This window comes from Streptomyces laurentii (assembly GCF_040635425.1).
In the GTDB taxonomy this organism is placed as follows: Bacteria; Actinomycetota; Actinomycetes; order Streptomycetales; family Streptomycetaceae; genus Streptomyces; species Streptomyces laurentii.
This window is the reverse complement of sequence record NZ_JBEYHT010000046.1, coordinates 15274-37920: the sequence shown is the minus strand read 5'-3', so window position 1 is coordinate 37920 and position 22647 is coordinate 15274. Positions and strand designations below refer to the sequence as shown.

Here is a 22647-nt window from a genome sequence, read left to right as displayed (position 1 = left end):
CGTCGCTGACGGTGTCGCGCGAGCTGGGCTGCCAGGACGACGGCGTCGAGCATCACGCCGTACGCGCGCGTTCCGCCGTACCCCGCCGGCTCCGGCTCACCCCCGAGCGGTGGCGGGAGCACCGATCGGTGCCCGTGGAGATCGACGGCCTGCCCGCGTGTCCGCCGCGGTTCGGTCTGGGCTGAGCACACGCGCGGGCGGCCGGAGCGGACATCCCTGTCCGTTCCGGCCGCCCGGAGTATCCGACGCGATCCGAAGCGATCCGCGCGCTACAGCGCCGCTCCGAAAAGCATGCCCAGTCCGTACGTGACGGCCGCCGCGGCGCCGCCGAGGACGAGCTGGCGCAGGCCGCTGAACAGCCAGCCGCGGGCGGTGACCCGGGCGACGAGGGCGCCGCAGGCGAAGAGGCCGATCAGGGCGAGCAGCAGGGCCGGCCAGAGCACGGTGGCGCCGAGCAGGTACGGCAGCAGCGGCAGCAGGGCGCCCAGCGCGAACGAGCCGAACGACGACACCGCGGCGACCATCGGCGACGGCAGGTCGTCGGGGTCGATGCCCAGTTCCTCGCGGGCGTGGATCTCCAGCGCCTGCTCCGGGTCGCGGGACAGCTGGAGGGCGACCTCGCGGGCGAGCTTGGGCTCGACGCCTCGGGAGACGTAGAGCGCGGCCAGCTCCTCCATCTCGTCGATCGGATGCTTGCGCAACTGGCGGCGCTCGACGTCGAGTTCGGCCTGGACCAGATCGCGCTGCGAGGCGACCGAGGTGTACTCGCCGGCCGCCATCGAGAAGGCGCCGGCGGCGAGGCCGGCCAGGCCGGTGATGACGATGGTCTGCGAGGAGACGGCGCCACCGGCCACACCCGTCATGAGCGCGAGGTTGGAGACGAGTCCGTCCATCGCGCCGAAGACGGCGGGGCGCAGCCAGCCGCCGTTCACGTCGCGGTGGGTGTGGTTGTCGCGGTGGGCCTCGTGCAGTGGCGCGGCGGTTTCGATGATGGACATGCGGATCCCCTTGTCTCCCCTGGGGTTCGGCGTGCCCGCCCCCTCCGATGTCCTCGAACATACGCGGGATGTAAGGGGCGCGCCAGCAAGGCAGGCCGTACTTACTAAGGTCCGCCTTGCTCCCCCGGCGGCTCCCCGGCGGCCCCCCGGCCGCCCCTCTCCCGCCCCTCTCCCGGCCCTCGAAGCCACCACCCGCCGCGGGTGCGACGCCGCGTCACCCGGCCGAACGGCACGTCTCCGTGAGGGTTCGGTCCCCGCGTGGCACAGATGAGAGGACCACGAAAGGGGAGCGAGATGGCCGGCGAGACGAGGACGACGACCCGCGAGGTGCGCGACCGGGCGAGGGGGGCGCTGCTCGGTCTCGCGGTGGGCGACGCGCTCGGCGCGCCCGCCGAGAACCTGCGCCCCTCGGAGATCCGCCGCCGCTGGGGCCGGATCGAAGGCTTCGTGACGGACTGTCCGGCGGGCACGGACGACACCGAGTACGCGATCTTCTCCGGGCTGCTGCTCGCCCGGCACGGCTCCGCCCTGACCGTCGCCCATGTCGAACGGGCCTGGCACCACTGGATCGCCGACCTCGACGAGGGCCCGTTCCGGGGCGCCGGCTTCTCCGAGCGCGGCACCCTGGAGAACCTCCGCCGGGGCCTGGCCGCGCCGATCTCCGCGCAGCACCGGCACGCCTGGAGCGACGGGCTGGCCATGCGCGCCGCGCCGTTCGGGGTCTTCGCGGCCGGCCGGCCCGCCGAGGCGGCACGGCTCGTCGCCGTCGACGGCAGCGTCAGCCACGAGGGCGAGGGCATCTACGGCGGGCAGGCGGTCGCGGCAGGCGTCGCGGCGGCGATGCGCGAACGTGGCGAGGGCCACGAGGGCGTCACCTCGGTGGTCGCGGCGGCGCTGTCGGTGATCCCGATGGACTCCTGGACCGCGCGCTCGATGCGCCGCGCGGTGGTCGCCGCCGAGCGGGCCGGCACCGACCCGCTGGAACGCGAACGCGCCGTCCGCTCCGCCGTCGTGATCGGCGGCTACCCCTGGACCGACCTCGCCCCCGAGGCCGTCGCCCTCGCCTTCGGCGCCTTCGCGGCGGCCCGCGGCGACTTCCGTACGGCGGTCCTCACCGCCGTCAACATGGGCCGCGACGCCGACACCACGGCCGCGGTCGCCGGGGCGCTCACGGGCGCGCTGTGCGGCGCCGCCGCGATCCCCGCGGAATGGGCCGGCGCCATCGCCCCGGTGGCGGGCAGCTGCCTCCCCTCCATGCGCGGCCACCACGTGCTGGACATCGCGGACCTGCTGACCCCCGAGGAGGACGCCCGATGAACGCGGACCCGACACCGGCGGCCGGAGCCACGGACCGGCGCGTGGGCGCGGCGGTGGCGCCCGTCCTGGGGGTCGTCTGTCCCGACGGCGTGGTCCCGGGCACGGCCGGCCGGCGCCTCGCCGGTACGGATCCGACGCGGCCCGGACCCGCCGCCGCGAGCGCGGCCGGGAAGCCGGGCGCGGCCGGCGGGCCGGCCCCGTTCGCCCGTACGGCCGGACACGGCTCCAGCGCGGGGGGCTCTCGTACGGCGGCGGGCATGGCTCCGCCCCCGGAACCGGCCCTGGAGCCCGGCGGCCCGACCCGAGGAAGCGTCATGAACCCGGACCCGGGCCCGAGGACGGCCGAGCCCAGCGCCGCGGACGCGGAGGCGGGCGCGGCCGGGGCCCCGTCCCTGAGGGACATCCGCCTCGACGGGGGCGCCGCCGGAACCCCCGTCCGCCGCGACCGGATCGAGGGGCTGCTGCTCGGGATCGCGGCCGGGGACGCCGCCGGGTGGCCCGCGGTGCGGCACCGGGCGGCGCGGATGCCCGAGTGGACCCGGCGGCTCACCCGGGAACTCGACACGTTCGCCGAGGAGAACGCGACGACCACGCTGCCCGTCCCGCTCGCCCTCAACCAGCCGCCCGAGCCGCTCCGGCTCGGGCCGTCCGACGACGCCGAGTGGGCGGTGTTCACGGCCGGGGCGCTGCTGGCCCGGAACGAGCCGGCGTTCCGCGGTCTCACCCCCGGGCTCCGGCTGCGGGCCGCCGTCGACCTGGCCTGGCACTCCCTCGCGGGACAGGTGGCCGCGGCGGCGGACCGGGCGCCCGAGGTCGAGTCGGCCGTGCTCCCGCTGCGGGCCCGGATCTCGGTCCGGGCCGGGCTCGGCAATCTGGCCGCCGGGCTGCGCCCGCCCGCGACCGGGCACGACAACCCGCACTACTTCGACGACGCCGCCTGCGTACGCGCCGCCGTCCTGGCCCTCGCCCACCCCGGGGAGCCGGGCCCGGCGGCCGCGCTCGCCGAGTTCGACGCCCGGTACACGCAGGACGGCGACGGGGTCCACGGCGCCCGCGCGATGGCGGCGGCCGTCGCCGCCGCGCTCGGCGGGGCCGCGCCGGAGGAGGCGGTGGAGGCGGCCCTCGCCGAACTGCCGCCCGGTACGGAGATCGGCCGCAACGGCCGGTACGCGGTCGGGCTGGCCCGCACCGCCGGCACCGCCTTCGCCCTCGTCCCGCTCCTCGAACACCAGATCGTGGACCACGTCTACAGCTACGGCATCGCCGCCGCCGAGACCGTGCCGGTCGCCCTCGCCCTGACGGTGGCCGCGCGGGGCGAGGCCGCCGCCGCGCTGCCGGCCGCGGCCTGTCTGTCCCGGGTCGCGGACTCGGCACCGGCGCTGGCCGGCGCGCTCACCGGGGCGCTGGGCGGCGGGAGTTCGGTGCCGGCGACCTGGCGGGCGGCGTGCCGGACCCTCGCGGGCTGCGCGCTGCCGTGGCTCGCGGGCACCGATCTGGTGGAATTCGCCGGTCGGCTCGCGGCCGCAGCCACGGAACCGGCCACCCCAGGTGGACAATCCGGACATGACTCCCCTTCTGGATGACCGCATCAGCGGCAGTCTCCTCGGAGCCGCCGTGGGCGACGCCCTCGGCGGCCCGGTCGAGGGCTACTCCCCCGAACAGATCGCGGAACGCCACGGCGGTCGCGTCACCGGGATCGTCGGCCCCTGGAACGGCGACGCGTGGCGCACCGCCCGCCCCCTCGCGCCGTACCACAAGGGCGACGGACACGTCACCGACGACACCTTGATGACGCACGCCCTGATCCGGGTGTACGAGACGGTCCGCGACCACCTCGACGCGTACGCGGTCGCCGAGCACCTGGTGCCCGAACTCATCGGCCGCACCGTGTGGATCCCGGAACTGGAGGCCGAGGCACTCCCCCTGCAGCGGGTCTTCCTCGCCGAGAAGTGGATCGTGACCCGGCTGCACTACGGGCACGCCGACCCGCGCGAGGCCGGCACCGGCAACATCGTCAACTGCGGGGCGGCGATGTACATGGCGCCGGTCGGCCTGGTCAACGCGGCCGATCCGGCGGGCGCCTACGCCGAGGCCCTCGACATCGCGGGCGCCCACCAGTCCTCGTACGGGCGGGAGGCCGCCGGCGTCTTCGCGGCGGCCGTCGCCGCGGCCTGCGCCCCGGACGCCACCGCCCGCTCCGTCGTCGACACCGCCCTCTCCCTCGCCAAGGACGGCACCCGCGCCGCCATCGAGGCGGTCACCGAAGTAGCCGACGGATACCGGGACTTCGAGTCGGCGCTTGGACCGCTGCGGCGGGCGGTCGAGCCCTTCGACTCGGTCGGCCCCGACTACCGCGCCCCCTCGCTCGACGCCCGCCGCCCCTCCCGTACGCACGCCGTCGAGGAACTGCCCGTCGCCCTCGGCATGCTGCTCGTCGGCGACGGCGACTACCGCCGTACGGTGCTCGGCGCCGTCAACTACGGGCGCGACTGCGACTCGATCGCCACCATGGCGGGCGCGCTCGCGGGCGCGCTGCACGGCGCGGCGGCCGTCCCGGACGACTGGGCGAAGCGGGTAGCGGAGGCGAGCCGGCTCGACCTGCACGCACCGGCGAGCGCGCTGGCGGCCGTGGCGCACGAGGTGTTCGCCCGGGACACGGCCCGGCGCCGCGCGCACGAGGCGGCGTACGCGCGGCTCACGGGCGCGGCCCGGTGACCCTGTCCCCGCCGCCTCCGCCGTCGCCTCCGCCCCCTCTGTCCCCGCCGCCTCCGCCGTCGCCGCTGCGGGTCACCTGGGTCCAGCCGGAGGACCTGGTGGGCCACGAGCTGCGGCAGGCCGCCGAGGACGGCCGCGACGCCCGTGCCGTGGCCGCCCTGGCCGCCCGCTGGTACGCGGCGGGCGGCCACCCGGCACCGCCCGCGGCCGGTGCCTCTCCCCTCCCGCGCCCCGAACTGCGGCCGCCGGCCGAGGAACTCCTCGACGCCCTGGCGGCCCTGCCGTCCCCGCTCGCCGACCGGGAGCCTGCCTCGCTCGCCGCGATCGAGGCCGCCTGCCCGGACTGGCCGGACCCACTCCCCGAGGACCGCGACCCGGCGAATCCGGCGGACCCCGCGGAGGACCCCCTCCGCCACCGGCTGCACGCCGCCTGGCTCGGCCGGGCCGCCGGCTGTCTGCTCGGCAAGCCCGTGGAGAAGCTGCCGCTGGCCGCGATCCGGGCCCTCGCCCGCGCCACCGGCAACTGGCCGCTCGCCGACTGGTTCACGGCGCGCGGGGTCCCGGCGGACCTGCTCGCCGCGCACCCGTGGAACCGCCGGTCCGCCGCCACCTCCCTCGCCGAGAACATCGACGGGATGCCGCCGGACGACGACCTCGACCACCCCCTCCTCGCCCTGCTCCTCCTGCGCCGCCACGGCCGCGGCTTCGCCACCGCCGACCTGGCCCGGCTGTGGCTCGACGAACTGCCCGCCGGGCGCACGTTCACCGCCGAGCGGATCGCCTACCGCAATCTCCTCGACGGCGTCGAACCACCGCACACCGCCACCCGCCGCAACCCGTTCCGGGAGTGGATCGGCGCCCGGATCCGCGCCGACGCGCACGGCTGGACCCACCCCGGTGACCCGGCCTCGGCCGCCCGGCAGGCGTACCGGGACGCGGTCCTGACGCACACCGGCAACGGTGTGTACGCGGCGATGTTCACCGCCGCCGTCCTCGCGACCGCCGCCGACGGCACCGCCGACGTGCACCGGGCCCTGGCCGCCGGACTCCGCGTCGTCCCACCCGCGTCACGGCTGGCCGAAGCCGTCCGTACCGGGATCGCCGCCGCCCGCGCCGACCTCGACTTCGACACCGTCGTGGACCGGCTGCACACCGCGTACGGCCGCTACCACTGGGTCCACGCCGTCCCCAACACGGCGCTCCTCGCCGCCGCCCTCACCCATGCCGACGGCGACTTCGGCCGCTCGATCTGCGCGGCGGTGGCCGGCGGCTGGGACACCGACTCCAACGGCGCCGCCGCCGGTTCCGTCGCCGGACTCCTCGCCGGCCACCCCGACCGGCTGCCCGCCCGCTGGACCTCCCCTCTCAAGAACCGGCTGTCGACGACGGTGCCCCCCTTCGACGGCGCCGGCTTCGACACCCTGGCCGCACTGACGCACTCGGAGGCCGTACGCCCATGACCCATCCGCATCCACCGACCACTCCCACCACTCCCACCGCCCCCGGCCCCCGTCCGGCACCCGTTCGTCCCGCCCCCGTCCGCCCGGCCGGCATCGTCGTCCTCGGCAGCCTGAACATGGACCTGGTGGCCTACGTCGCCCAGGCCCCGGCCCGCGGCGAGACCGTCACCGGCCGCGCCTTTCGCACCCTGTCCGGCGGCAAGGGCGCCAACCAGGCCGTCGCCGCCGCCCGCGCGGGCGCCGAGGTGGCCATGATCGGGGCGGTCGGCACCGACGGCTTCGGCACCCGGCTGCGCACCGCGCTCGACCGAAGCGGCGTCGACACCGACCTCGTCCGTACGGCCGAGGGCCCGTCCGGCACCGCGCACATCGTCGTCGACGACGAGGGCGGCAACGCGATCGTCGTCGTCCCCGGCGCCAACAGCGCCGTCACCTCCCTCGATCACGGCGACGAGGCCCTGATCGCCACCGCCGACCTCCTGCTGCTCCAGCTCGAACTCCCCCTTCCCGCCGTCACCGCGGGCGCCCGCACCGCCCGCGCGCACGGGGTGCGCACCGTCCTCACCCCCGCGCCCGTCCCCGCCCGGCCGCTGCCGCCCGCGCTCCTCGCCGCCACCGACCTGCTGGTGCCCAACCAGCACGAGGCCGCCGCGCTGACCGGCCGCACCGACCCGTACGCCGCCGCCCGGGCGCTGCTCGCCGACGTGCCCGAGGTGGTCGTCACCCTCGGCGCGGCCGGCTGCCTCTACGCCGCGCGCGGCCGTGAACCGGTGACCGTGCCCGCGCCCCGGGTGACCGCCGTGGACACCACCGCCGCCGGCGACACCTTCGTGGGCGCCCTGGCCGTGGCGCTCGCCGAGGGCCGGCCCATGCCGGCGGCGCTCGCCTGGGCGTCGGCCGCCGCCGCGCTGTCCGTGCAGCGCGAGGGCGCGTCCCCGTCGATGCCGTACCGCGCCGAGATCGACGCCGCCCTCGCCCCGGCCCCCGGCGGCACCGAGGCCGAGCGGGACTCCGCGCCGGACTCCGGCCGGGAAGCGGACCGGGAGGCCGACCGCGTATGAGCACCCCCGCCCCCACCCCTCCTCTGTCCGGCCTGCGCGTCCTCGACCTCGCCACCCTCTTCGCGGGCCCGCTCGCCGCGACCCTGCTCGGTGACTTCGGCGCCGACGTCGTGAAGATCGAACACCCGCGCAAGCCCGACCCGTCCCGCGGCCACGGCCCCGCCAAGGACGGCGTCGGCCTGTGGTGGAAGGTCCTCGGCCGCAACAAGCGGACGATGACCCTCGACCTGTCCACCCCCGGCGGCCGGGACACCCTGCTGCGGCTCGCCGCCGGCGCCGACGTGATCGTGGAGAACTTCCGCCCCGGCACCCTGGAACGCTGGGGTCTCGGCTGGGAGGAGCTGTCGGCCGCCAACCCGCGGCTCGTGCTGGCCCGTGTCACCGGCTTCGGGCAGTTCGGCCCGTACTCCCACCGCCCCGGCTTCGGCACCCTCGCCGAGGCCATGAGCGGCTTCGCCGCCCTCACCGGCGAACCCGACGGACCGCCGACCCTGCCGCCCTTCGGCCTCGCCGACTCCGTGGCCGCGCTCGCCACCGCGTACGCCGTGACGACCGCGCTCGCCGCGAGGACCCGCACCGGCCGCGGCCAGATCGTCGACCTCGCCCTCATCGAACCGATGCTCTCCGTCATCGGCCCCCACCCCCTCTGGTACGACCAGCTCGGCTACGTCCAGCCCCGCACCGGCAACCGCTCCCGCAACAACGCCCCGCGCAACACCTACCGGACCGCCGACGGCTCCTGGGTCGCCGTGTCCACCTCCGCCCAGTCGATCGCCGAACGCGTCCTGCGGCTGGTCGGCCGGCCGGAGCTGACCGACGAGCCCTGGTTCGCCGACGGCACCGGCCGGGCCGCGCACGCCGACGTCCTCGACGAGGCCGTCGGTTCCTGGATCGCCCGGCGCACCCGCGACGAGGTCCTGGCCGCCTTCGAGAAGGCCGAGGCGGCCATCGCCCCCGTCTACGACGTCCGGGACGTCCTCGACGACCCCCAGTACCAGGCCCTCGGCACGGTCACCGAGGTCCCCGACCCCGAACTCGGGCCGATCCGGATGCAGAACGTCCTCTTCCGGCTCTCCGCCACCCCCGGCGCGATCCGCTGGGCCGGCCGCCCACACGGCGCCGACACCACCGACCTCCTCACCGAACTGGGCCTCGGCCCCGCCGAGATCGACACCCTGCGCGCCGAAGGAGCCGTATGAACCGCGACCACACCGCCCCGCCCGCCGGCCGCGGGACCACCCCGCCTCCGACCCGGCCCATCCCTCTGACCTGGCTGTACGCCCCCGGCGACCGCCCCGGCATCGTCCAGAAGGCCCTCACCTCCGGGGCCGACGTCGTCATCGTCGACCTGGAGGACGCGGTGGCCCCGGACCGCCGCGCGTACGCCCTCGACGCCACCGCCGACCTGCTCGCCGACCCCCAGCCCGTACCGGTCCATGTCCGTGTGCACGCCCCCCGCGACATCCCCACCCTGGTCTCCCTCCCCGGACTCGTCGCTCTCCGTGTTCCCAAGGTGACACACCCCACTGACATCGGCCGGATCGCCGAGCTGTCCCAGGGCCTCCCGCTCTACCCGCTGCTCGAGAACGCGCTGGCCGTGGAGCACGCGTACGCCATCGCCACCGCCCATCCCTCGGTGCACGGCATCGCCCTCGGCGAGGCCGACCTCTGTGCCGACCTGGGGGTACGGGACGACCGCGGCCTGGACTGGCCGCGCAGCCGGATCGTGGTCGCCGCCCGCGCCGCCGCGCTCCCGCCGCCGGTCCAGTCCGTCCACCCGCACGTCCGGGACCTCGACGCCCTCGCCGCGGACTGCGCCCGGGGCCGGGCCATGGGCTTCCTCGGCCGGGCCGCGATCCACCCCCGGCAGCTCCCCGTCATCGAGCGGGCCTATCTGCCGGCCCCGGACGAGATCGCCGCGGCCGAGAAGGTCGTGAAGGCGGCGGAGAGCTGCCACGACGGCGCGTTCGTCCTGCCCGACGGCCGCTTCGTGGACGCGGCGGTCGTCACCGGCGCACGGCGCGTCCTGGCCCTCGCCGCGCGCCGGTCCTGACACACGGGAGGGCCGCCGGAACCCGTGGTCCCGGCGGCCCTCCGCCCTGTCCATCCGTACGCGTACGCGTACGGGGTGAGGTCAGCGCTTGCCCGCGCCGTCCTTGACCTCGTCCTCGTCCTCGGCCTTGTCCTCGGTGCCGTCCTCAGCCTTGGCGGCGTCCTCGGCCTTGTCCCCGACCTCGTCCTTGGGCTCGGCCTTCGTCTCGGCCTTCGCGTCCTCGGCCTTCGCGTCCTCGGGCTTCGTGTCCTCGGGCTTGGCGTCCTCGGGCTTGGCGTCCTTGGACAGCGGATCCGCGGAGTCCTCGCCCGTGGGCTTCCCCGTGGGCTTCTTGCCGTCCTTCGGGTCGGCGTCCTTCGGCTCCGCGTCCGCGCCCTCGGCGTCGTCCTTCGCCGCCCCGGCGGCCGTGGCCTCGGCCGCCTTCCGCGGCTCCACGACCTCTTCCTGGCCCGGGCGGACCTTCGCCGAGATCACGATGTAGACGATGGCCAGCAGGCCGACGATGATCGCGGTCCACACGTTCAGCCGGACGCCGAAGATGTGGTGCGCCTCGTCGATGCGCAGGTACTCGGTCCAGGTGCGGCCGGCGCAGTAGGCGGCGACGTACAGCGCGAACGTACGGCCGTGGCCCATCTTGAAGCGGCGGCCGGCCCAGATCACGAAGAACGCGACGGCGATGTCCCACAGGAACTCGTACAGGAAGGTCGGGTGGTAGAGCCCGGCGTCACGGTTCGGTCCGGCGCTGATCTTCAGCGCCCACGGCAGGTCGGTGGGCTTGCCGTACAGCTCCTGGTTGAACCAGTTGCCCCAGCGGCCGATGCCCTGGGCGAGGGCGATGCCGGGCGCGATGGCGTCCGCGTACGCCGGGAGCGGGATCCCGCGCCGGCGACAGCCGATCCAGGCACCGACCGCGCCGAGCGCGATGGCGCCCCAGATACCCAGGCCGCCCTCCCAGATCTTGAAGGCGTCGACCCAGTTCTTACCCTCGCTGAAGTACAGCTGGTAGTCCGTGATCACGTGGTAGAGGCGACCGCCGACGAGGCCGAAGGGCACCGCCCAGACGGCGATGTCGGCCACGGTGCCGGCGGTGCCGCCCCGGGCGACCCAGCGCTTGTTGCCGAGCCAGACGGCGACGAAGACACCGAGAATGATGCAGAAGGCATAGCCGCGCAGCGGGATCGGTCCGAGATGGATCACGCCGGTCGACGGGCTGGGAATATAGGCAAGGTCCATGGCAAGACCGACGCTACCTTGCCGGACGGGCCCCAGGGCAAGCCCGCCCGGCAACTTCTCCGTAACTACCGGTACCCGACCGGCCTCCGGCCGGGGCCCTGCTCAGCGTCCGGGCGAGCCGGCGGCCGGGGAGGCGGTGCCCGGCTTCTTGCCCTTGTTGGCCTCGGCGACCCACTTCTTCAGATTCTCCGGGGAGATCTGCTCGCCACCCTTCTGCGGGAAGATCGACTGCCCGTTGAGCATGACGGTCGGCGTGCCGTTGAAGTCGCTCTTCTTGAACGCCTCCTGCGACTTCTTCACCCAGGCGTCGTGCGCGCCCTCCTCGACGCAGGAACGGAAGGCGGGCGTGTCGAGCCCGGGCACCTTCGCGGCCAGCTCGATCAGCTTCGCGTTCTTCGCGTAGGCGTCGTTCGTCTCCGGCGGCTGGTTGGTGTAGAGCACGTCGTGGTACGCCGTGAACTTCCCGGCGTCCTGGGCGCAGGCGGCGGCGTTGGCGGCGCGCAGGGAGCCGCTGCCGCCCAGGTTGGCGTCGATGAGGGTGGCGAGGTGGTACTCGGCCTTGAGCGCGCCGGACGCCACCAACTGGTGGACGCTCGCCCGCATCACGCTCTCGAACTGGGCGCACGCGGGGCAGCGGAAGTCCTCCCAGACCGCGAGGGTGGAGGGGGCGTCCGGCCGGCCCTGCGGGATGGCGGGCTTGTCGCCGCCCAGCGCGCCGGCCGGCGGCACGACCGGGCCCGCCTTGTCGGAACTCTCCTTGCCCCCGCCGGCCGCGGCGATCACGCCGACGACCGCGGCCAGGCCGAGGACGCCGACGACCGCGGCCGACACGACGAGGACGCGCCGCCGCTTCTCCCGTGTCCTGTCCTGCTCGCGCTGCTGCTTGAGGCGCTCGCGCGCGCTCCGCATTCCGTCTCGGTTCTTCTCGCTCACGCCCACAGCAACGAACCGGGGAGGCACGCCCGCGCCTCCCCGGTCCGAATTCCACCCGTACGTGTTACGAGGGGCGGCGCACGCCCGCGGCGAGTTCGGCCGCCAGTTCCTTTACGGCGCCGAGCGCGGCGGCCTCGTCCCCGTCGGCGTCCAGCATCCGCTTGACGAAGGCGGACCCGACGATGACGCCGTCGGCGAATCGGGCGACCTCGGCCGCCTGGGCGGCGTTGGAGACGCCGAGACCGACGCAGACCGGCAGGTCGCCGGCGGCGCGGGTGCGGCGCACCAGGTCGGCCGCCTGCTCGCCGACCGACTCGCGGGTGCCGGTGACCCCCATGAGGGAGGCGGCGTAGACGAAGCCGGAGCCGGCCGCGGTGATGGTGCCGAGCCGCTCGTCCTTGCTGCTGGGCGCGACGACGAAGACGGTCGCGAGACCGCGCTTGTCGGCGTGCGTCCGCCACAGGGCGGACTCCTGGACCGGGAGGTCCGGCAGGATGCAGCCGGCGCCGCCGGCCGCCGCGAGCTCCTCGGTGAAGCGCTCGACGCCATACCGGTCGATGGGGTTCCAGTAGGTCATCACGAGGACCGGCTTGCCGGTGGCCTCGTGCGCCTCCTTGACCGTGCGCATCACGTCGGCGATCTTCACGCCGCCGCGCAGCGCGATGTCGTCGGCGGTCTGGATCACCGGCCCGTCGAGGACCGGGTCACTGTGCGGCAGACCGACCTCGACGATGTCGGCGCCGCCGTCGAAGACGGCCTTGATGGCGGCGATGCCGCCGTCGACGGTGGGGAAGCCGGCCGGGAGGTACGCGATGAGCGCGGCCCGGTCGTCGGCCTTGGCGGCGGCGAGCGTGTCGCTCAGCAGCTGGATGTTCCCGCTCACTTGGCGTCCCCCACGATCTCGGCGGTGGCGGCGGCGTCGGCGGCCACCTCGGCGTCGGTGTCGTACAGCCCGAAGTAGCGGGCCGCGGTGTCCATGTCCTTGTCGCCGCGCCCGGAGAGGTTGACGACGAGCAGCCCGTCCTTGCCGAGCTCCTTGCCGATCTCCAGGGCGCCGGCGAGGGCGTGCGCCGACTCGATGGCCGGGATGATGCCCTCCGTACGCGACAGCAGGCGCAGCGCCTGCATGGCGGCGTCGTCGGTGACGGCCCGGTACTCGCCCCGGCCGCTGTCCTTGAGATAGGCGTGCTCGGGGCCGATGCCCGGGTAGTCGAGGCCGGCGGAGATCGAGTACGGCTCGGTGATCTGGCCCTCCTCGTCCTGGAGGACGTAGGAGCGCGAGCCGTGCAGGATGCCGGGCTCGCCGGCGGTGAGGGTGGCGGCGTGCTCGCCGGTGGCGAGGCCGTGGCCGGCCGGTTCGCAGCCGATCAGGCGGACGGAGGCGTCCGGGATGAAGGCGTGGAACAGGCCGATGGCGTTGGATCCGCCGCCGACGCAGGCGACGGCCGCGTCGGGGAGCCGGCCGGCCCGCTCCAGGAGCTGGCGGCGGGCCTCGACGCCGATGACCCGGTGGAAGTCGCGGACCATGGCCGGGAAGGGGTGCGGGCCGGCGACCGTGCCGAAGAGGTAGTGGGTGCGGTCGACGTTGGCGACCCAGTCGCGGAACGCCTCGTTGATGGCGTCCTTGAGGGTGCGGCTGCCGGACTTCACGGAGACGACCTCGGCGCCGAGCATGCGCATCCGGGCCACGTTGAGGGCCTGGCGCTGGGTGTCGACCTCGCCCATGTAGATGGTGCAGTCGAGGCCGAAGAGGGCGCAGGCGGTGGCGGTGGCCACGCCGTGCTGGCCGGCGCCGGTCTCGGCGATGACCCGGGTCTTGCCCATGCGCTTGGTGAGCAGGGCCTGGCCGAGCACGTTGTTGATCTTGTGCGAGCCGGTGTGGTTGAGGTCCTCGCGCTTGAGGAAGACACGGGCGCCGCCGGCGTGCTCGGCGAAGCGCGGGACCTCGGTGAGGGCGCTGGGACGGCCGGTGTAGTTGACCATCAGATCGCCGAGCTCGCGGGCGAACTCGGGGTCGTTCTTGGCCTTCTCGTACTCGGCGGCGACCTCGTCGACGGCGGCGACGAGGGCCTCGGGGATGAACTTGCCGCCGTAGGCGCCGAAGTAGCCCTCGGGGGTGGGAGTCGAACCCTCCGGGTCGGGGATGAAGAACTCGCTGGTCAGATCGGTGGACGACATGCTGGACATGCGGATGCGCTCCTCGCGGGGCGGGGCCCCGGTGACGTCTGGACGATGGTCACGTTATGCGCATGCCCTGACGCGTTCCGCTCTCTCGCGGGGGTGGCTCGCTCCGCCGGGGCGGGGACCGGTCGTCGCCGTGTCCCGTCACCTGGTTCCCCAGGGAAGCCCTGAGGGGTGGGACGGGTGGGTACGGCGGACGGCACCCTTGCCGGGTTCGGCTCCTCGTATCCGTCGTCGCCCCGGGGCGCGGCGCACGGGTGGTGCGGCCGGACCCGGTGGAGAAAGGTGCCCGTGAGAGCACCATTCCGTGGGACGACACGGAGAGGCGGAGGCTGAGGCACCACGCGGCGTGGAGGTGTCAGGACGTGCGCGCGGCGAGGAGACGCCATCGCATGCCGTTGACCTGGCCCGGCTCGTCGCCGATCACGTACCGCACCCGGCGGCCGTGGACCCGGCGCGCGGGGGCGCGGCAGCCGCGCGGGCGGCAGCCGCGGGCCAGCGGGGCGTGCCGCCGGTCGCCCTCGTCCGCGCGCGCACCGGCGGCACCCCGGGCCGCACGGCCCGGAATGCGCGTCGGCGCGTCGTGACGGAGAGAGCGGGTCATGCCGGGTCAGCCCCGTCCGTGCCGGAGGGCCGGGTGGGCGCCGGCGGCGACCAGGTCGGCGACGGCGACCTTGGGGTCGCGGCCGGTGACCAGGGACTCGCCGACCAGGACCGCGTCGGCGCCGGCGTTGGCGTAGGCGATCAGGTCGTGCGGGCCGCGGACGCCGGACTCGGCGACCTTGACGATGCCGGCCGGGATCTCGGGGGCGACCCGCTCGAAGGTGGAGCGGTCGACCTTGAGGGTCTTGAGGTTGCGGGCGTTGATCCCGACGATCCTGGCGCCGGCCGCGACGGCCCGCTCGGCCTCTTCCTCGTCGTGCGCCTCGACCAGCGGCGTCAGGCCGATGGACTCGGCGCGCTCGATCAGGGAGACCAGGGCCTCCTGGTCGAGGGCGGCGACGATCAGCAGCGCGAGGTCCGCGCCGTACGCCCGGGCCTCCCACAGCTGGTAGGCGCTGACGATGAAGTCCTTGCGCAGGATCGGGATGTCGACCCGGGCGCGGACGGCCTCCAGGTCGGCGAGCGAGCCGCCGAAGCGGCGCTGCTCGGTGAGGACGGAGATGACGGCGGCGCCACCCGCCTCGTAGTCGGCGGCGAGGCCGGCCGGGTCGGCGATCGCGGCGAGCGCGCCCTTCGACGGGCTGGAGCGCTTCACCTCGCAGATGACCTTGACTCCGTCGCCGCTGAGCGCGGCGACGCCGTCCTTGGCCTGCGGCGCCCTCGCGGCGCGCTCCTTGAGCTCGTCGAGGGTGACTCGCGCCTGCCGCTCCGCGAGGTCGGCGCGCACGCCTTCGATGATCTCGTCGAGCACACTCACGCGAGGAGCCCCCTTCCGGGACGGTGACGGTCTGGGTACAGCCAAGGTCGATGGTATCCGGAGGTGGGCCCCGGCCTCGCATCGGCGGCGGGGACGTCCCACCTACTGGGACTCCGGCGGGGCCGGTCCGGGCCGGTCAGGGGGCCAGCGCGGCGCCGAACGGCAGGTTGCGGACCAGCGTGAACAGGGCCAGGACGGCGCCGATCCCCCACCACCAGGCCGGGGAGAGGGTGACCCGCATCGGGATGCCGCGGATGGCGCGGACCAGCCACAGGACCATGACGACGGCGAAGACGCCGTAGCCGACGACGGCGAGGGCGTTGGAACCGAACGCGGCGGCGAGGTCGCCGTGGGCGAAGGCGTGGGCGCTGCGCAGCCCGCCGCAGCCGGGGCAGAACAGGCCGGTGAAGCGCAGGGTCGGACAGACCGGGTAGTGGCCGGGCTCGTTGGGGTCGACGGTGCCGACGTACGCGAAGGCGGCGGCGACGGCGGCGAGGGTGCCGACCGGGGTGAGCAGCCGTCGGACGAGCGACGGCGGGGGCGGCGGGGCATAGGCCGGAACCGGGGCGTACGGACCGGCATATGCCTGGGCGTACGGGTCGGGGGGCGTCCCCCCGGGAGTCTGGGGCTCGGTCACGGCCACCGCCGTCGGATTCGGGTCCACCCGGTGATTGTCGCCCCTGACGCACGAGGGCGCAGCACGGTTCTTCCGTACTGCGCCTTCGGGGTGAGCGGCCGCGGCGGCCGGGAGCGTCAGGCGCGGGCCCGGATGCTCGCGGTGGCGGTCTCGCGGGCGGCCTGGACGGCGGCGGTGGGCTTCGGCGTGCCCATGCCGACCATCTTCATCACGCCGCCGACGAGGGCACCGAGGAGCATCAGGCCGATACCGGCCCAGAAGCCGACCACGTTGGCGCCGACCATGAAGACTCCGCCGACGCAGAAGCCGATGAAGGAGATGATGACACCGGCCCAGGCGGCCGGGGTGTGTCCGTGGGCGCTGCCCGACATGAGTTGCTCCTCTTTGGTGGTGCTCGGTGGTGACGCCTCATTCTTCCGCACATGACCGCGCGGTGGTGACTCGGGGGGCTCTGGTCGATCACACGTCGCGGTGGTTACCGGATCTTTCCCCATCAATCCGGCAGAAGCGGGGCATGCGGCGAGCGGAGTGGCGGGCGTCCGGTGACGGAGCCGGTCAGCGGCAGAGTTCCATGAGCGTGTCGTCGAAGTCCGGGAACTCCCGGGCCGCCCGCGCGATCACCGCCTCGGCCGCCGACTCGCGGTCCGGGGCGAAGCGCCGTGCGACGGCGGTGCGGGCCTCGTCGGGCCGCGGGGTCCACTCGGGCTCACGGTCGGCCGCTTCCCGGGGGCCGAAGCCGCCCGCGAGCAGCCAGAGGAAGTCGCCGAGGGAGGAGGCCAGGACGCCCGTCTCGCCCTCGGAGCCGACGAAGACGAGGGGCTGGTCGGCGAGCGGGGCCTTGGGGCGGACCAGCCAGAAGGCCGCGTAACCGCCGGTGCCGTCCTGGCCGAGGACGCGGAAGGCGTCGCCGTCCAGGTCCGGGTTGCCGGTCCAGGCGCGGAACCAGTCGGTGGTGTCCTCGGCGCTCAGGAACGCGGGGTAGGGCTCGAAGTCGACGCCGTGGTCCTCGCCGTAGTCGAACGGGAGCGCCAGGGCCGCCGCGAGGGCGGCCGGGAACGCGCGGTCGTCGAGGTCGTCAAGGCCGTCGGCGGCATCAGGAAGTGTCACGCCGGAAGGCTAGTGAGCACCTCTGACAACCGACGACCGGTTCTTGTAACCGACGACCGGTCTTGTCCGGCTCTGCTCAGTCGCCGTGCGTGGGGTCCTCGCCGCGGTCGAGGGCCTTCCAGAGGTCCTCGGGACGGTCGGGGTCGGTCGTGGCGGCAGCGGCCGCCTTGCGGCGGGCCGGGCGGGGGGCGCCGGAGCGCTCGTAGCGGCCGCCCATGGCGGGCCAGGACGTGCCGAAGCGCAGCGCGAAGAGCCCGGCGACCAGGATGAGCAGGGCGCCGCCGGCGGTGACGTACGGCCAGACGGTGTGGCTGAGGCCCTCGACGGCGGCCGCCGTGTTGCCGCTGATGCGGGCGGCCTCCGCGTCGAGCGCGGAGCTGTCGCCGGCGCCGAGGACGGCGGCGGTCGCGGCGCCCGCGCCGCTCAGCGCGAGCAGCCCGGACACCAGCGCGCGGCCGGTGCGGCGGACCGCGAAGACGGCGACGAGCGCCGCGAGTCCGACGATCGCGAGGGCGGTCGGCACGCCGGTGACCGTGCCGCCGTCGGCCTCGACCGGAACGGTGCCGCCGCCGACCGACGCGGTGCCCTCGGCCCAGATCTGGCCGGCGGAGAGCAGTACGACGGTGGATCCGAGGGCACCGAGCAGCAGGGCGGCGGCCAGGCTGCGGCGGGCACCGGACGGGGCGGCGCCGGAGCGGGCGGCGCGGGGCTGGGGTACGGGTACGGCACTCACGCACCCCACTATCCCCTACCGTCTCAGGATCCGTTCATCCGGTTATCCGGTTGTGTCTGATCGTTTCGACGTCAGTCGGCGGATGCCGTGGATTCCGGGGGTCCCACGGCATCCGCCGACGGTCGTCCGTCCGTCGGCAGTCGGTCGGCAGTCGGTCGGCAGTCGGCCGGCGGCCGTCCGGCGGTCATCCGGTTCGCGGTGTGGACGGCGCGGAGCACCGCCGCCGCCTTGTTGCGGCACTCGGTGTCCTCGGCGACCGGGTCGGAGTCGGCGACGACGCCCGCGCCGGCCTGGACGTACGCGGTGCCGTCGCGCAGCAGCGCCGTACGGATGGCGATCGCGGTGTCCGAGTCCCCGGCGAAGTCGAGATAGCCGACGCAGCCGCCGTACAGACCGCGCCGGGACGGCTCCAGCTCCTCGATGATCTGCATCGCGCGCGGCTTGGGCGCGCCGGAGAGGGTGCCCGCCGGGAAGCAGGCGGTGAGGACGTCGAACGCGGTCCTGCCCTCGGCGACCCGGCCGGTGACCGTCGAGACGATGTGCATGACGTGCGAGTAGCGCTCGACCGACATGAAGTCGACGACCTCGACGGAGCCGGGCGCGCAGACCCGGCCGAGGTCGTTGCGGCCGAGGTCGACGAGCATGAGGTGCTCGGCGCGCTCCTTGGGGTCGGCGAGCAGCTCCTCGGCGAGGTCGTGGTCCTCCTGCGGGGTGGCGCCGCGGTGCCGGGTACCGGCGATGGGGTGGACCATCGCGTGGCCGTCCTCGACCTTGACCAGGGCCTCGGGCGAGGAGCCGACGACGTCGAAGCCGTTCTCGAAGCGGAACAGGTACATGTACGGGGACGGGTTGGTGGCCCGCAGCACCCGGTAGACGTCGAGCGCGGAGGCCGCGCACGGGGTCTCGAACCGCTGCGAGGGCACCACCTGGAACGCCTCGCCCGCCCGGATGCGCTCCTTGATGTCGTCGACGGCCTCCTGGTAAGCGAGGCCGCCCCAGCGGGCCGAGAACGCGGGCAGGTCGGACTCCGGCAGCGCGACCGGGGTGGACGCGAGCGGGCGGGCCAGGTCCGCCTCCATCGCGTCGAGGCGGGCGACGGCGTCCGCGTACGCCTCGTCGACGCCGGTCACCAGGTCGTTGTGGTTGATCGCGTTGGCGATCAGCAGCACCGAGCCGTCCCAGTGGTCGAGGACGGCGAGATCGCTGGTGAGCAGCAGGGTCAGCTCGGGCAGCCGGAGGTCGTCGGTGCCGTGCTCGCCGATGCGCTCCAAGCGGCGGACGATGTCGTAGCCGAGGTAGCCGACCATGCCACCGGTGAACGGGGGCATACCCGCGGTGAGGTCCCGCGGCGTGTGCAGGGTCTCGATCGTGGCGCGCAGCGCGGCGAGCGGATCGCCGCTGGTGGGGACGCCGACGGGCGGGGTGCCGAGCCAGTGCGCCTGGCCGTCCTCGACCGTCAGGGTGGCGTCGCTGCGGACGCCGATGAAGGAGTAGCGCGACCAGCTGCGGCCGTTCTCCGCGGACTCCAGGAGGAAGGTGCCGGGGCGTTCGCCGGCGAGCTTGCGGTACAGCCCGACCGGGGTGTCGCCGTCCGCGAGGAGCCGGCGGCTGACGGGGATGACGCGGCGGTCCGCCGCCAGTTTGCGGAAGGTCTCGAGATTCACGGCGCCCGACCCTACTCGGCCGGCTCGGCCGGCAGGAGGGGAAGCAGCACATCGGTGTCGAAGCAGGTCCGGGTGCCGGTGTGGCAGGCGGCGCCGACCTGGTCGACCTTGACGAGGAGGGTGTCGGCGTCGCAGTCGAGGGCGACGGACTTGACGTGCTGGACGTGCCCGGAGGTGTCGCCCTTGACCCAGTACTCCTCGCGGCTGCGGGACCAGTAGGTGCAGCGGCCGGTGGTGAGGGTGAGATGCAGCGCCTGGTCGTCCATCCAGCCGAGCATGAGCACCTCGCCGGTGTCGTACTGCTGGGCGATGGCGGGGACCAGACCGTCGGCGCCGCGCTTGAGGCGGGCGGCGATGGCCGGGTCGAGGTCGCTGGGGGTCCGGGGCGTGCTGCTCATGGCGCCATTGTGCCGCCGCGCGGGCGGTGCACGCGGCGACGTCCACTGGGCGGACCGGTGGCGGCGGTCGTAGGCTGGCGGGCATGTCGACCCATGCCAAGCGTGAACGACTTCTGCTCGCCGACCTGTTGGAGGCCGCGGGCCCGGACGCCCCGACGCTCTGCGAGGGCTGGCTGACCCGCGACCTCGCGGCGCACGTGGTGGTGCGGGAGCGCCGCCCGGACGCCGCGGCGGGCGCGGTGGTGCCGATGCAGGCGCTGAAATCGCGGCTCGAACGGGTGCAGGCCGAGTTCACCGGGAAGCCGTACGACGAACTGATCCAGCTCATCCGAACGGGGCCCCCGCGGATGTCCCCGTTCACGATCAAGCAGGTGGACGAGGGCGCGAACGTCGTCGAGTTCTTCGTCCACGCCGAGGACGTACGGCGGGCGCAGCCGGACTGGTCGCCGCGCGAGCTGGACCCGGTGTTCGCGGACACCCTGTGGGCGCGCCTGGAGAAGTCGGCGCGGCTGCTCGGCCGGAAGGCGCCGGTGGGCCTGGTCCTGCGGCGGCCGAACGGCCAGACGGTGGTGGCCCACCGCGGCACCCCGGTGGTGACGGCGTCCGGGGAGCCGGGCGAGCTGATGATGTTCCTGTTCGGCCGGCAGGACGTGGCGAAGGTGGACCTGGAGGGGGAGCCGGAGGCGGTGGAACGGCTGCACGCGACGAAGCAGCTGGGGATCTAGGGGCCCAGGGCGTCCGGGGATCCGGCACCCCGGGCGTCACTTCGGCAGTTCGGCGCGGCGCAGGGCCGGGACCAGGAGGGCCAGGGCGCCCGAGGCGACGCAGACAGAGGCGCTCACGACGAACACCGGGCCCGTGCCCCACAGGCCGATGGCCGTGCCCGTGAGGGGATAGCTGAGCGGGGCGAGGCCGAGGCTGCCGAGGCTGGAGACGGCGCTGACCCGGCCCAGGTAGGCGGGGTCCGCCTCGGTCTGGACGAGGGAGCCGCACAGGACTCCGTTGAGGCCGGCGAGCAGTCCGATCGCGACCGCGACGAGCACGGCGAAGGGCAGTACGGGGACGAAGGCCAGCGCGCCGATCGTGATCGCGCCCAGGGTCATGCTCCAGCCCATGACGGCGCCGGCGCGCGGGACCCGGCCGCGGACGGTGAGGAGCAGCGAGGCGGCGCCCGCGCCCGTACCGAAGCCGAAGAGCACCCAGCCGATGCCGGCGGCGCCCCAGCCGCGCTGGTCGGCCAAGACCGCGAGGCCGATGTTGAGCGGGCCGACGAAGCCCAGGTCGGCGAGCAGGATGACGATCATCAGCGGGCCGAGGACGCGGTGGCCGCGCAGATAGCGCAGGCCGTCGGCGAGGTCGCGCCAGGCGGTGCCGCCCCGTGGCGCGCCGGCGTCCTCGCCGGGCAGTGCGCGGAGCCTGAGCCCGCACAGCAGAGGCAAGGAGAGCGCGAAGAGTACGCCGGCGACGGTGAAGGCGGTCGCCGAGCCGCCGAGGGCGACGGCGAGGCCGCCGAGCGGGGAGCCGAGGACGGAGCCCATGCGGTACGCGATGCCGCGCATGCCCTGGACCCGGGCGAGCTGGTCGCGGTCGGCGATCCGGGGCGGCAGGGCGCCGACGGCCGGCAGGAACAGGGCGTCGACGGTGCCGAAGACCAGGCCGATCGCGGCGAGCACCCACAGGCCGGGCGAGGCGAGGAAGAGGACGGCGGCGAGGCCGAGGGTGGCCAGGCAGCGGACGGCGTCGGAGGCGAGGACGACGCGGAGCGGGCCGAGCCGGTCGGCGACCACTCCCCCGACGAGCATGAGCAGGGCGCGGGGGACGGCGGCGACGGTCATGACGAGCCCGGCCTGGGCGGGGCTGCCGCCGCTGACGGCGGCCCAGGACAGCGCGAGGTAGTAGACGCTGTCGCCGAGCGTGGAGGCGGTGTACGCGCCGAGCCAGCGCAGCACCTGGGGGTTGCGGTGGGCCGGGCGGGCGGTGGTGCCGGAGGCGGCGGCGATCTCGGTCGTGGTCATCGGCTCAGCCCCGGTAGGGGAAGCCGTGGAGGTGGAGGGCGACGTTCTCGCGGCCCTCGGTGTCGCCGGCCGCCTCGGCGGCGCGGGCCTTCTGGTCGTACTTCTCGACGACGGCGTCCAGTTCCTCGCCGAGTGCGGCGAGTTCGGCGGCGGTCAGCTTGGGGAGCCACTCGGAGCTGAGGGAGGCGGCGCGCCATTCCTCGGACCAGGTGAGGCGTTCGTCGACGAAGCGGCGGTGGAGGGCGGCCCGCTGATCGCCGAGGATACGGCTGAACGCGTCGTTCGCGGCGACCAGTTCGGGCGAGTCCCGGATGTCCTCGTCATGCACGCTGACGCCGCGCGAACTGGGCTGCCACCAGCGTTCGCGACCGTCCGCCGACTGCGGCTCGGCCTCCTCGATCAGGCCGTGGTCGGCGAGTTTGCGCAGGTGGTAGCTGACGAGCGAGACGGCCTCGTCGACCTGTTCGGCGAGCTGTGAGGCGGTCGCGACGCGGGCGACGAAGAGGGCGCGGTAGAGACGCATCCGCAGCGGGTGCGAGACGGCCTTGAGGGTGCCGAGGTCGGTGATCCGGCGATTCTCCTGCGAGGTCATGTCCCTGACTATAAATGCGAAAGAAAACTTGCACAAGATAAATTGCGCAACTGATCCTGTACTTCTCGGCCGACCCCGGACACGACGAAGGGCCCCCGGAGGGGCCCTTCCTGGCAAACTGTCAGGCGTG

Annotated in this window: 23 protein-coding genes and 1 pseudogene; 9 read left to right on the top strand and 15 right to left on the bottom strand. The window is 74.7% G+C overall.

What is annotated here, in order from left to right:
• Nucleotides 1-11: 11 nt before the first annotated feature.
• Nucleotides 12-185, top strand: coding sequence for a hypothetical protein (locus ABZ693_RS25300; protein WP_359881402.1), 174 nt, complete (start codon nt 12-14; stop codon nt 183-185).
• 84 nt (nt 186-269) lie between these two features.
• Here the strand turns inward: ABZ693_RS25300 and ABZ693_RS25295 are convergent, their stop codons facing one another.
• Nucleotides 270-998: a VIT1/CCC1 transporter family protein gene (locus ABZ693_RS25295; protein WP_359881399.1), complete on the bottom strand. Its 729-nt coding sequence runs from the start codon at nt 996-998 to the stop codon at nt 270-272.
• Between the two features lie 294 nt (nt 999-1292).
• Between ABZ693_RS25295 and ABZ693_RS25290 the strand changes: the two genes are divergently transcribed.
• The 7 genes from ABZ693_RS25290 (at nt 1293) to ABZ693_RS25260 (ending at nt 9604) form a co-directional block, all read left to right on the top strand.
• Nucleotides 1293-2315 (top strand): ADP-ribosylglycohydrolase family protein, encoded by a 1023-nt coding sequence (locus tag ABZ693_RS25290; RefSeq protein ID WP_359881396.1) that lies wholly within the window; start codon nt 1293-1295, stop codon nt 2313-2315.
• Between the two features lie 257 nt (nt 2316-2572).
• The gene (locus ABZ693_RS25285; RefSeq protein WP_435842533.1) at nt 2573-3898 is read left to right on the top strand and encodes an ADP-ribosylglycohydrolase family protein; all 1326 of its coding nucleotides are present in this window, start codon (nt 2573-2575) and stop codon (nt 3896-3898) included.
• A complete protein-coding gene (locus ABZ693_RS25280; RefSeq protein WP_359881392.1) occupies nt 3879-5030 on the top strand; it encodes an ADP-ribosylglycohydrolase family protein in 1152 nt (383 codons plus the stop codon). Before ABZ693_RS25285 ends, ABZ693_RS25280 begins: the two co-directional genes overlap by 20 nt.
• 38 nt (nt 5031-5068) lie before the next feature.
• Nucleotides 5069-6490 (top strand): ADP-ribosylglycohydrolase family protein, encoded by a 1422-nt coding sequence (locus ABZ693_RS25275; protein ID WP_359881485.1) that lies wholly within the window; start codon nt 5069-5071, stop codon nt 6488-6490.
• 116 nt (nt 6491-6606) lie between these two features.
• Nucleotides 6607-7551 carry a ribokinase gene (locus ABZ693_RS25270; RefSeq protein WP_435842532.1) on the top strand — a complete coding sequence of 315 codons (945 nt, stop codon included), beginning with the start codon at nt 6607-6609 and terminating at the stop codon, nt 7549-7551.
• On the top strand, nt 7548-8750 hold the full coding sequence (locus ABZ693_RS25265; protein ID WP_359881387.1) for a CaiB/BaiF CoA transferase family protein: 1203 nt from the start codon (nt 7548-7550) through the stop codon (nt 8748-8750). The genes ABZ693_RS25270 and ABZ693_RS25265 overlap by 4 nt, the downstream gene beginning before the upstream one ends.
• Entirely contained in the window at nt 8747-9604 is an 858-nt protein-coding gene (locus ABZ693_RS25260; RefSeq protein ID WP_359881384.1) for an HpcH/HpaI aldolase/citrate lyase family protein, read from the top strand. The genes ABZ693_RS25265 and ABZ693_RS25260 overlap by 4 nt, the downstream gene beginning before the upstream one ends.
• 81 nt (nt 9605-9685) lie before the next feature.
• Here the strand turns inward: ABZ693_RS25260 and lgt are convergent, their stop codons facing one another.
• The 12 genes and pseudogenes from lgt to hisI form a co-directional block, all read right to left on the bottom strand.
• Nucleotides 9686-10837: a prolipoprotein diacylglyceryl transferase gene (gene lgt / locus ABZ693_RS25255; protein WP_359881381.1), complete on the bottom strand. Its 1152-nt coding sequence runs from the start codon at nt 10835-10837 to the stop codon at nt 9686-9688.
• A 102-nt stretch (nt 10838-10939) separates the two neighbouring features.
• Nucleotides 10940-11770: a DsbA family protein gene (locus tag ABZ693_RS25250; protein WP_359881378.1), complete on the bottom strand. Its 831-nt coding sequence runs from the start codon at nt 11768-11770 to the stop codon at nt 10940-10942.
• A gap of 64 nt (nt 11771-11834) precedes the next feature.
• Entirely contained in the window at nt 11835-12653 is an 819-nt protein-coding gene (gene trpA, locus ABZ693_RS25245; RefSeq protein WP_359881375.1) for a tryptophan synthase subunit alpha, read from the bottom strand.
• Entirely contained in the window at nt 12650-13933 is a 1284-nt protein-coding gene (gene trpB / locus ABZ693_RS25240; protein WP_359881482.1) for a tryptophan synthase subunit beta, read from the bottom strand. Before trpB ends, trpA begins: the two co-directional genes overlap by 4 nt.
• 376 nt (nt 13934-14309) lie before the next feature.
• Entirely contained in the window at nt 14310-14555 is a 246-nt protein-coding gene (trpM, locus tag ABZ693_RS25235; RefSeq protein ID WP_359881372.1) for a tryptophan biosynthesis modulator TrpM, read from the bottom strand.
• Between the two features lie 6 nt (nt 14556-14561).
• A complete protein-coding gene (gene trpC, locus ABZ693_RS25230) occupies nt 14562-15371 on the bottom strand; it encodes an indole-3-glycerol phosphate synthase TrpC (RefSeq protein WP_359881369.1) in 810 nt (269 codons plus the stop codon).
• Between the two features lie 136 nt (nt 15372-15507).
• Nucleotides 15508-16035 (bottom strand): DUF2752 domain-containing protein, encoded by a 528-nt coding sequence (locus ABZ693_RS25225; protein ID WP_435842531.1) that lies wholly within the window; start codon nt 16033-16035, stop codon nt 15508-15510.
• Between the two features lie 89 nt (nt 16036-16124).
• Nucleotides 16125-16379: an HGxxPAAW family protein gene (locus ABZ693_RS25220; RefSeq protein ID WP_359881366.1), complete on the bottom strand. Its 255-nt coding sequence runs from the start codon at nt 16377-16379 to the stop codon at nt 16125-16127.
• 184 nt (nt 16380-16563) lie between these two features.
• Nucleotides 16564-17115, bottom strand: coding sequence for an SMI1/KNR4 family protein (locus ABZ693_RS25215; protein WP_359881364.1), 552 nt, complete (start codon nt 17113-17115; stop codon nt 16564-16566).
• Nucleotides 17116-17191: 76 nt separating this feature from the next.
• Complete coding sequence (locus tag ABZ693_RS25210) at nt 17192-17857, bottom strand: TIGR02234 family membrane protein (protein WP_359881362.1); 666 nt, start codon at nt 17855-17857, stop codon at nt 17192-17194.
• A 176-nt stretch (nt 17858-18033) separates the two neighbouring features.
• Nucleotides 18034-19512: pseudogene (locus ABZ693_RS25205) on the bottom strand (anthranilate synthase component I); the annotation flags it as partial.
• Nucleotides 19513-19523: 11 nt separating this feature from the next.
• Nucleotides 19524-19910, bottom strand: coding sequence for a phosphoribosyl-AMP cyclohydrolase (gene hisI / locus ABZ693_RS25200; RefSeq protein ID WP_359881360.1), 387 nt, complete (start codon nt 19908-19910; stop codon nt 19524-19526).
• Nucleotides 19911-19993: 83 nt separating this feature from the next.
• Between hisI and ABZ693_RS25195 the strand changes: the two genes are divergently transcribed.
• On the top strand, nt 19994-20635 hold the full coding sequence (locus tag ABZ693_RS25195) for a TIGR03085 family metal-binding protein (RefSeq protein WP_359881357.1): 642 nt from the start codon (nt 19994-19996) through the stop codon (nt 20633-20635).
• A gap of 36 nt (nt 20636-20671) precedes the next feature.
• Here ABZ693_RS25195 and ABZ693_RS25190 read toward each other — a convergent pair whose 3' ends face one another.
• A complete protein-coding gene (locus ABZ693_RS25190; RefSeq protein WP_359881355.1) occupies nt 20672-21925 on the bottom strand; it encodes an MFS transporter in 1254 nt (417 codons plus the stop codon).
• 4 nt (nt 21926-21929) lie between these two features.
• Nucleotides 21930-22517, bottom strand: coding sequence for a winged helix-turn-helix domain-containing protein (locus ABZ693_RS25185; protein ID WP_359881352.1), 588 nt, complete (start codon nt 22515-22517; stop codon nt 21930-21932).
• Between the last annotated feature and the right edge of the window lie 130 nt (nt 22518-22647).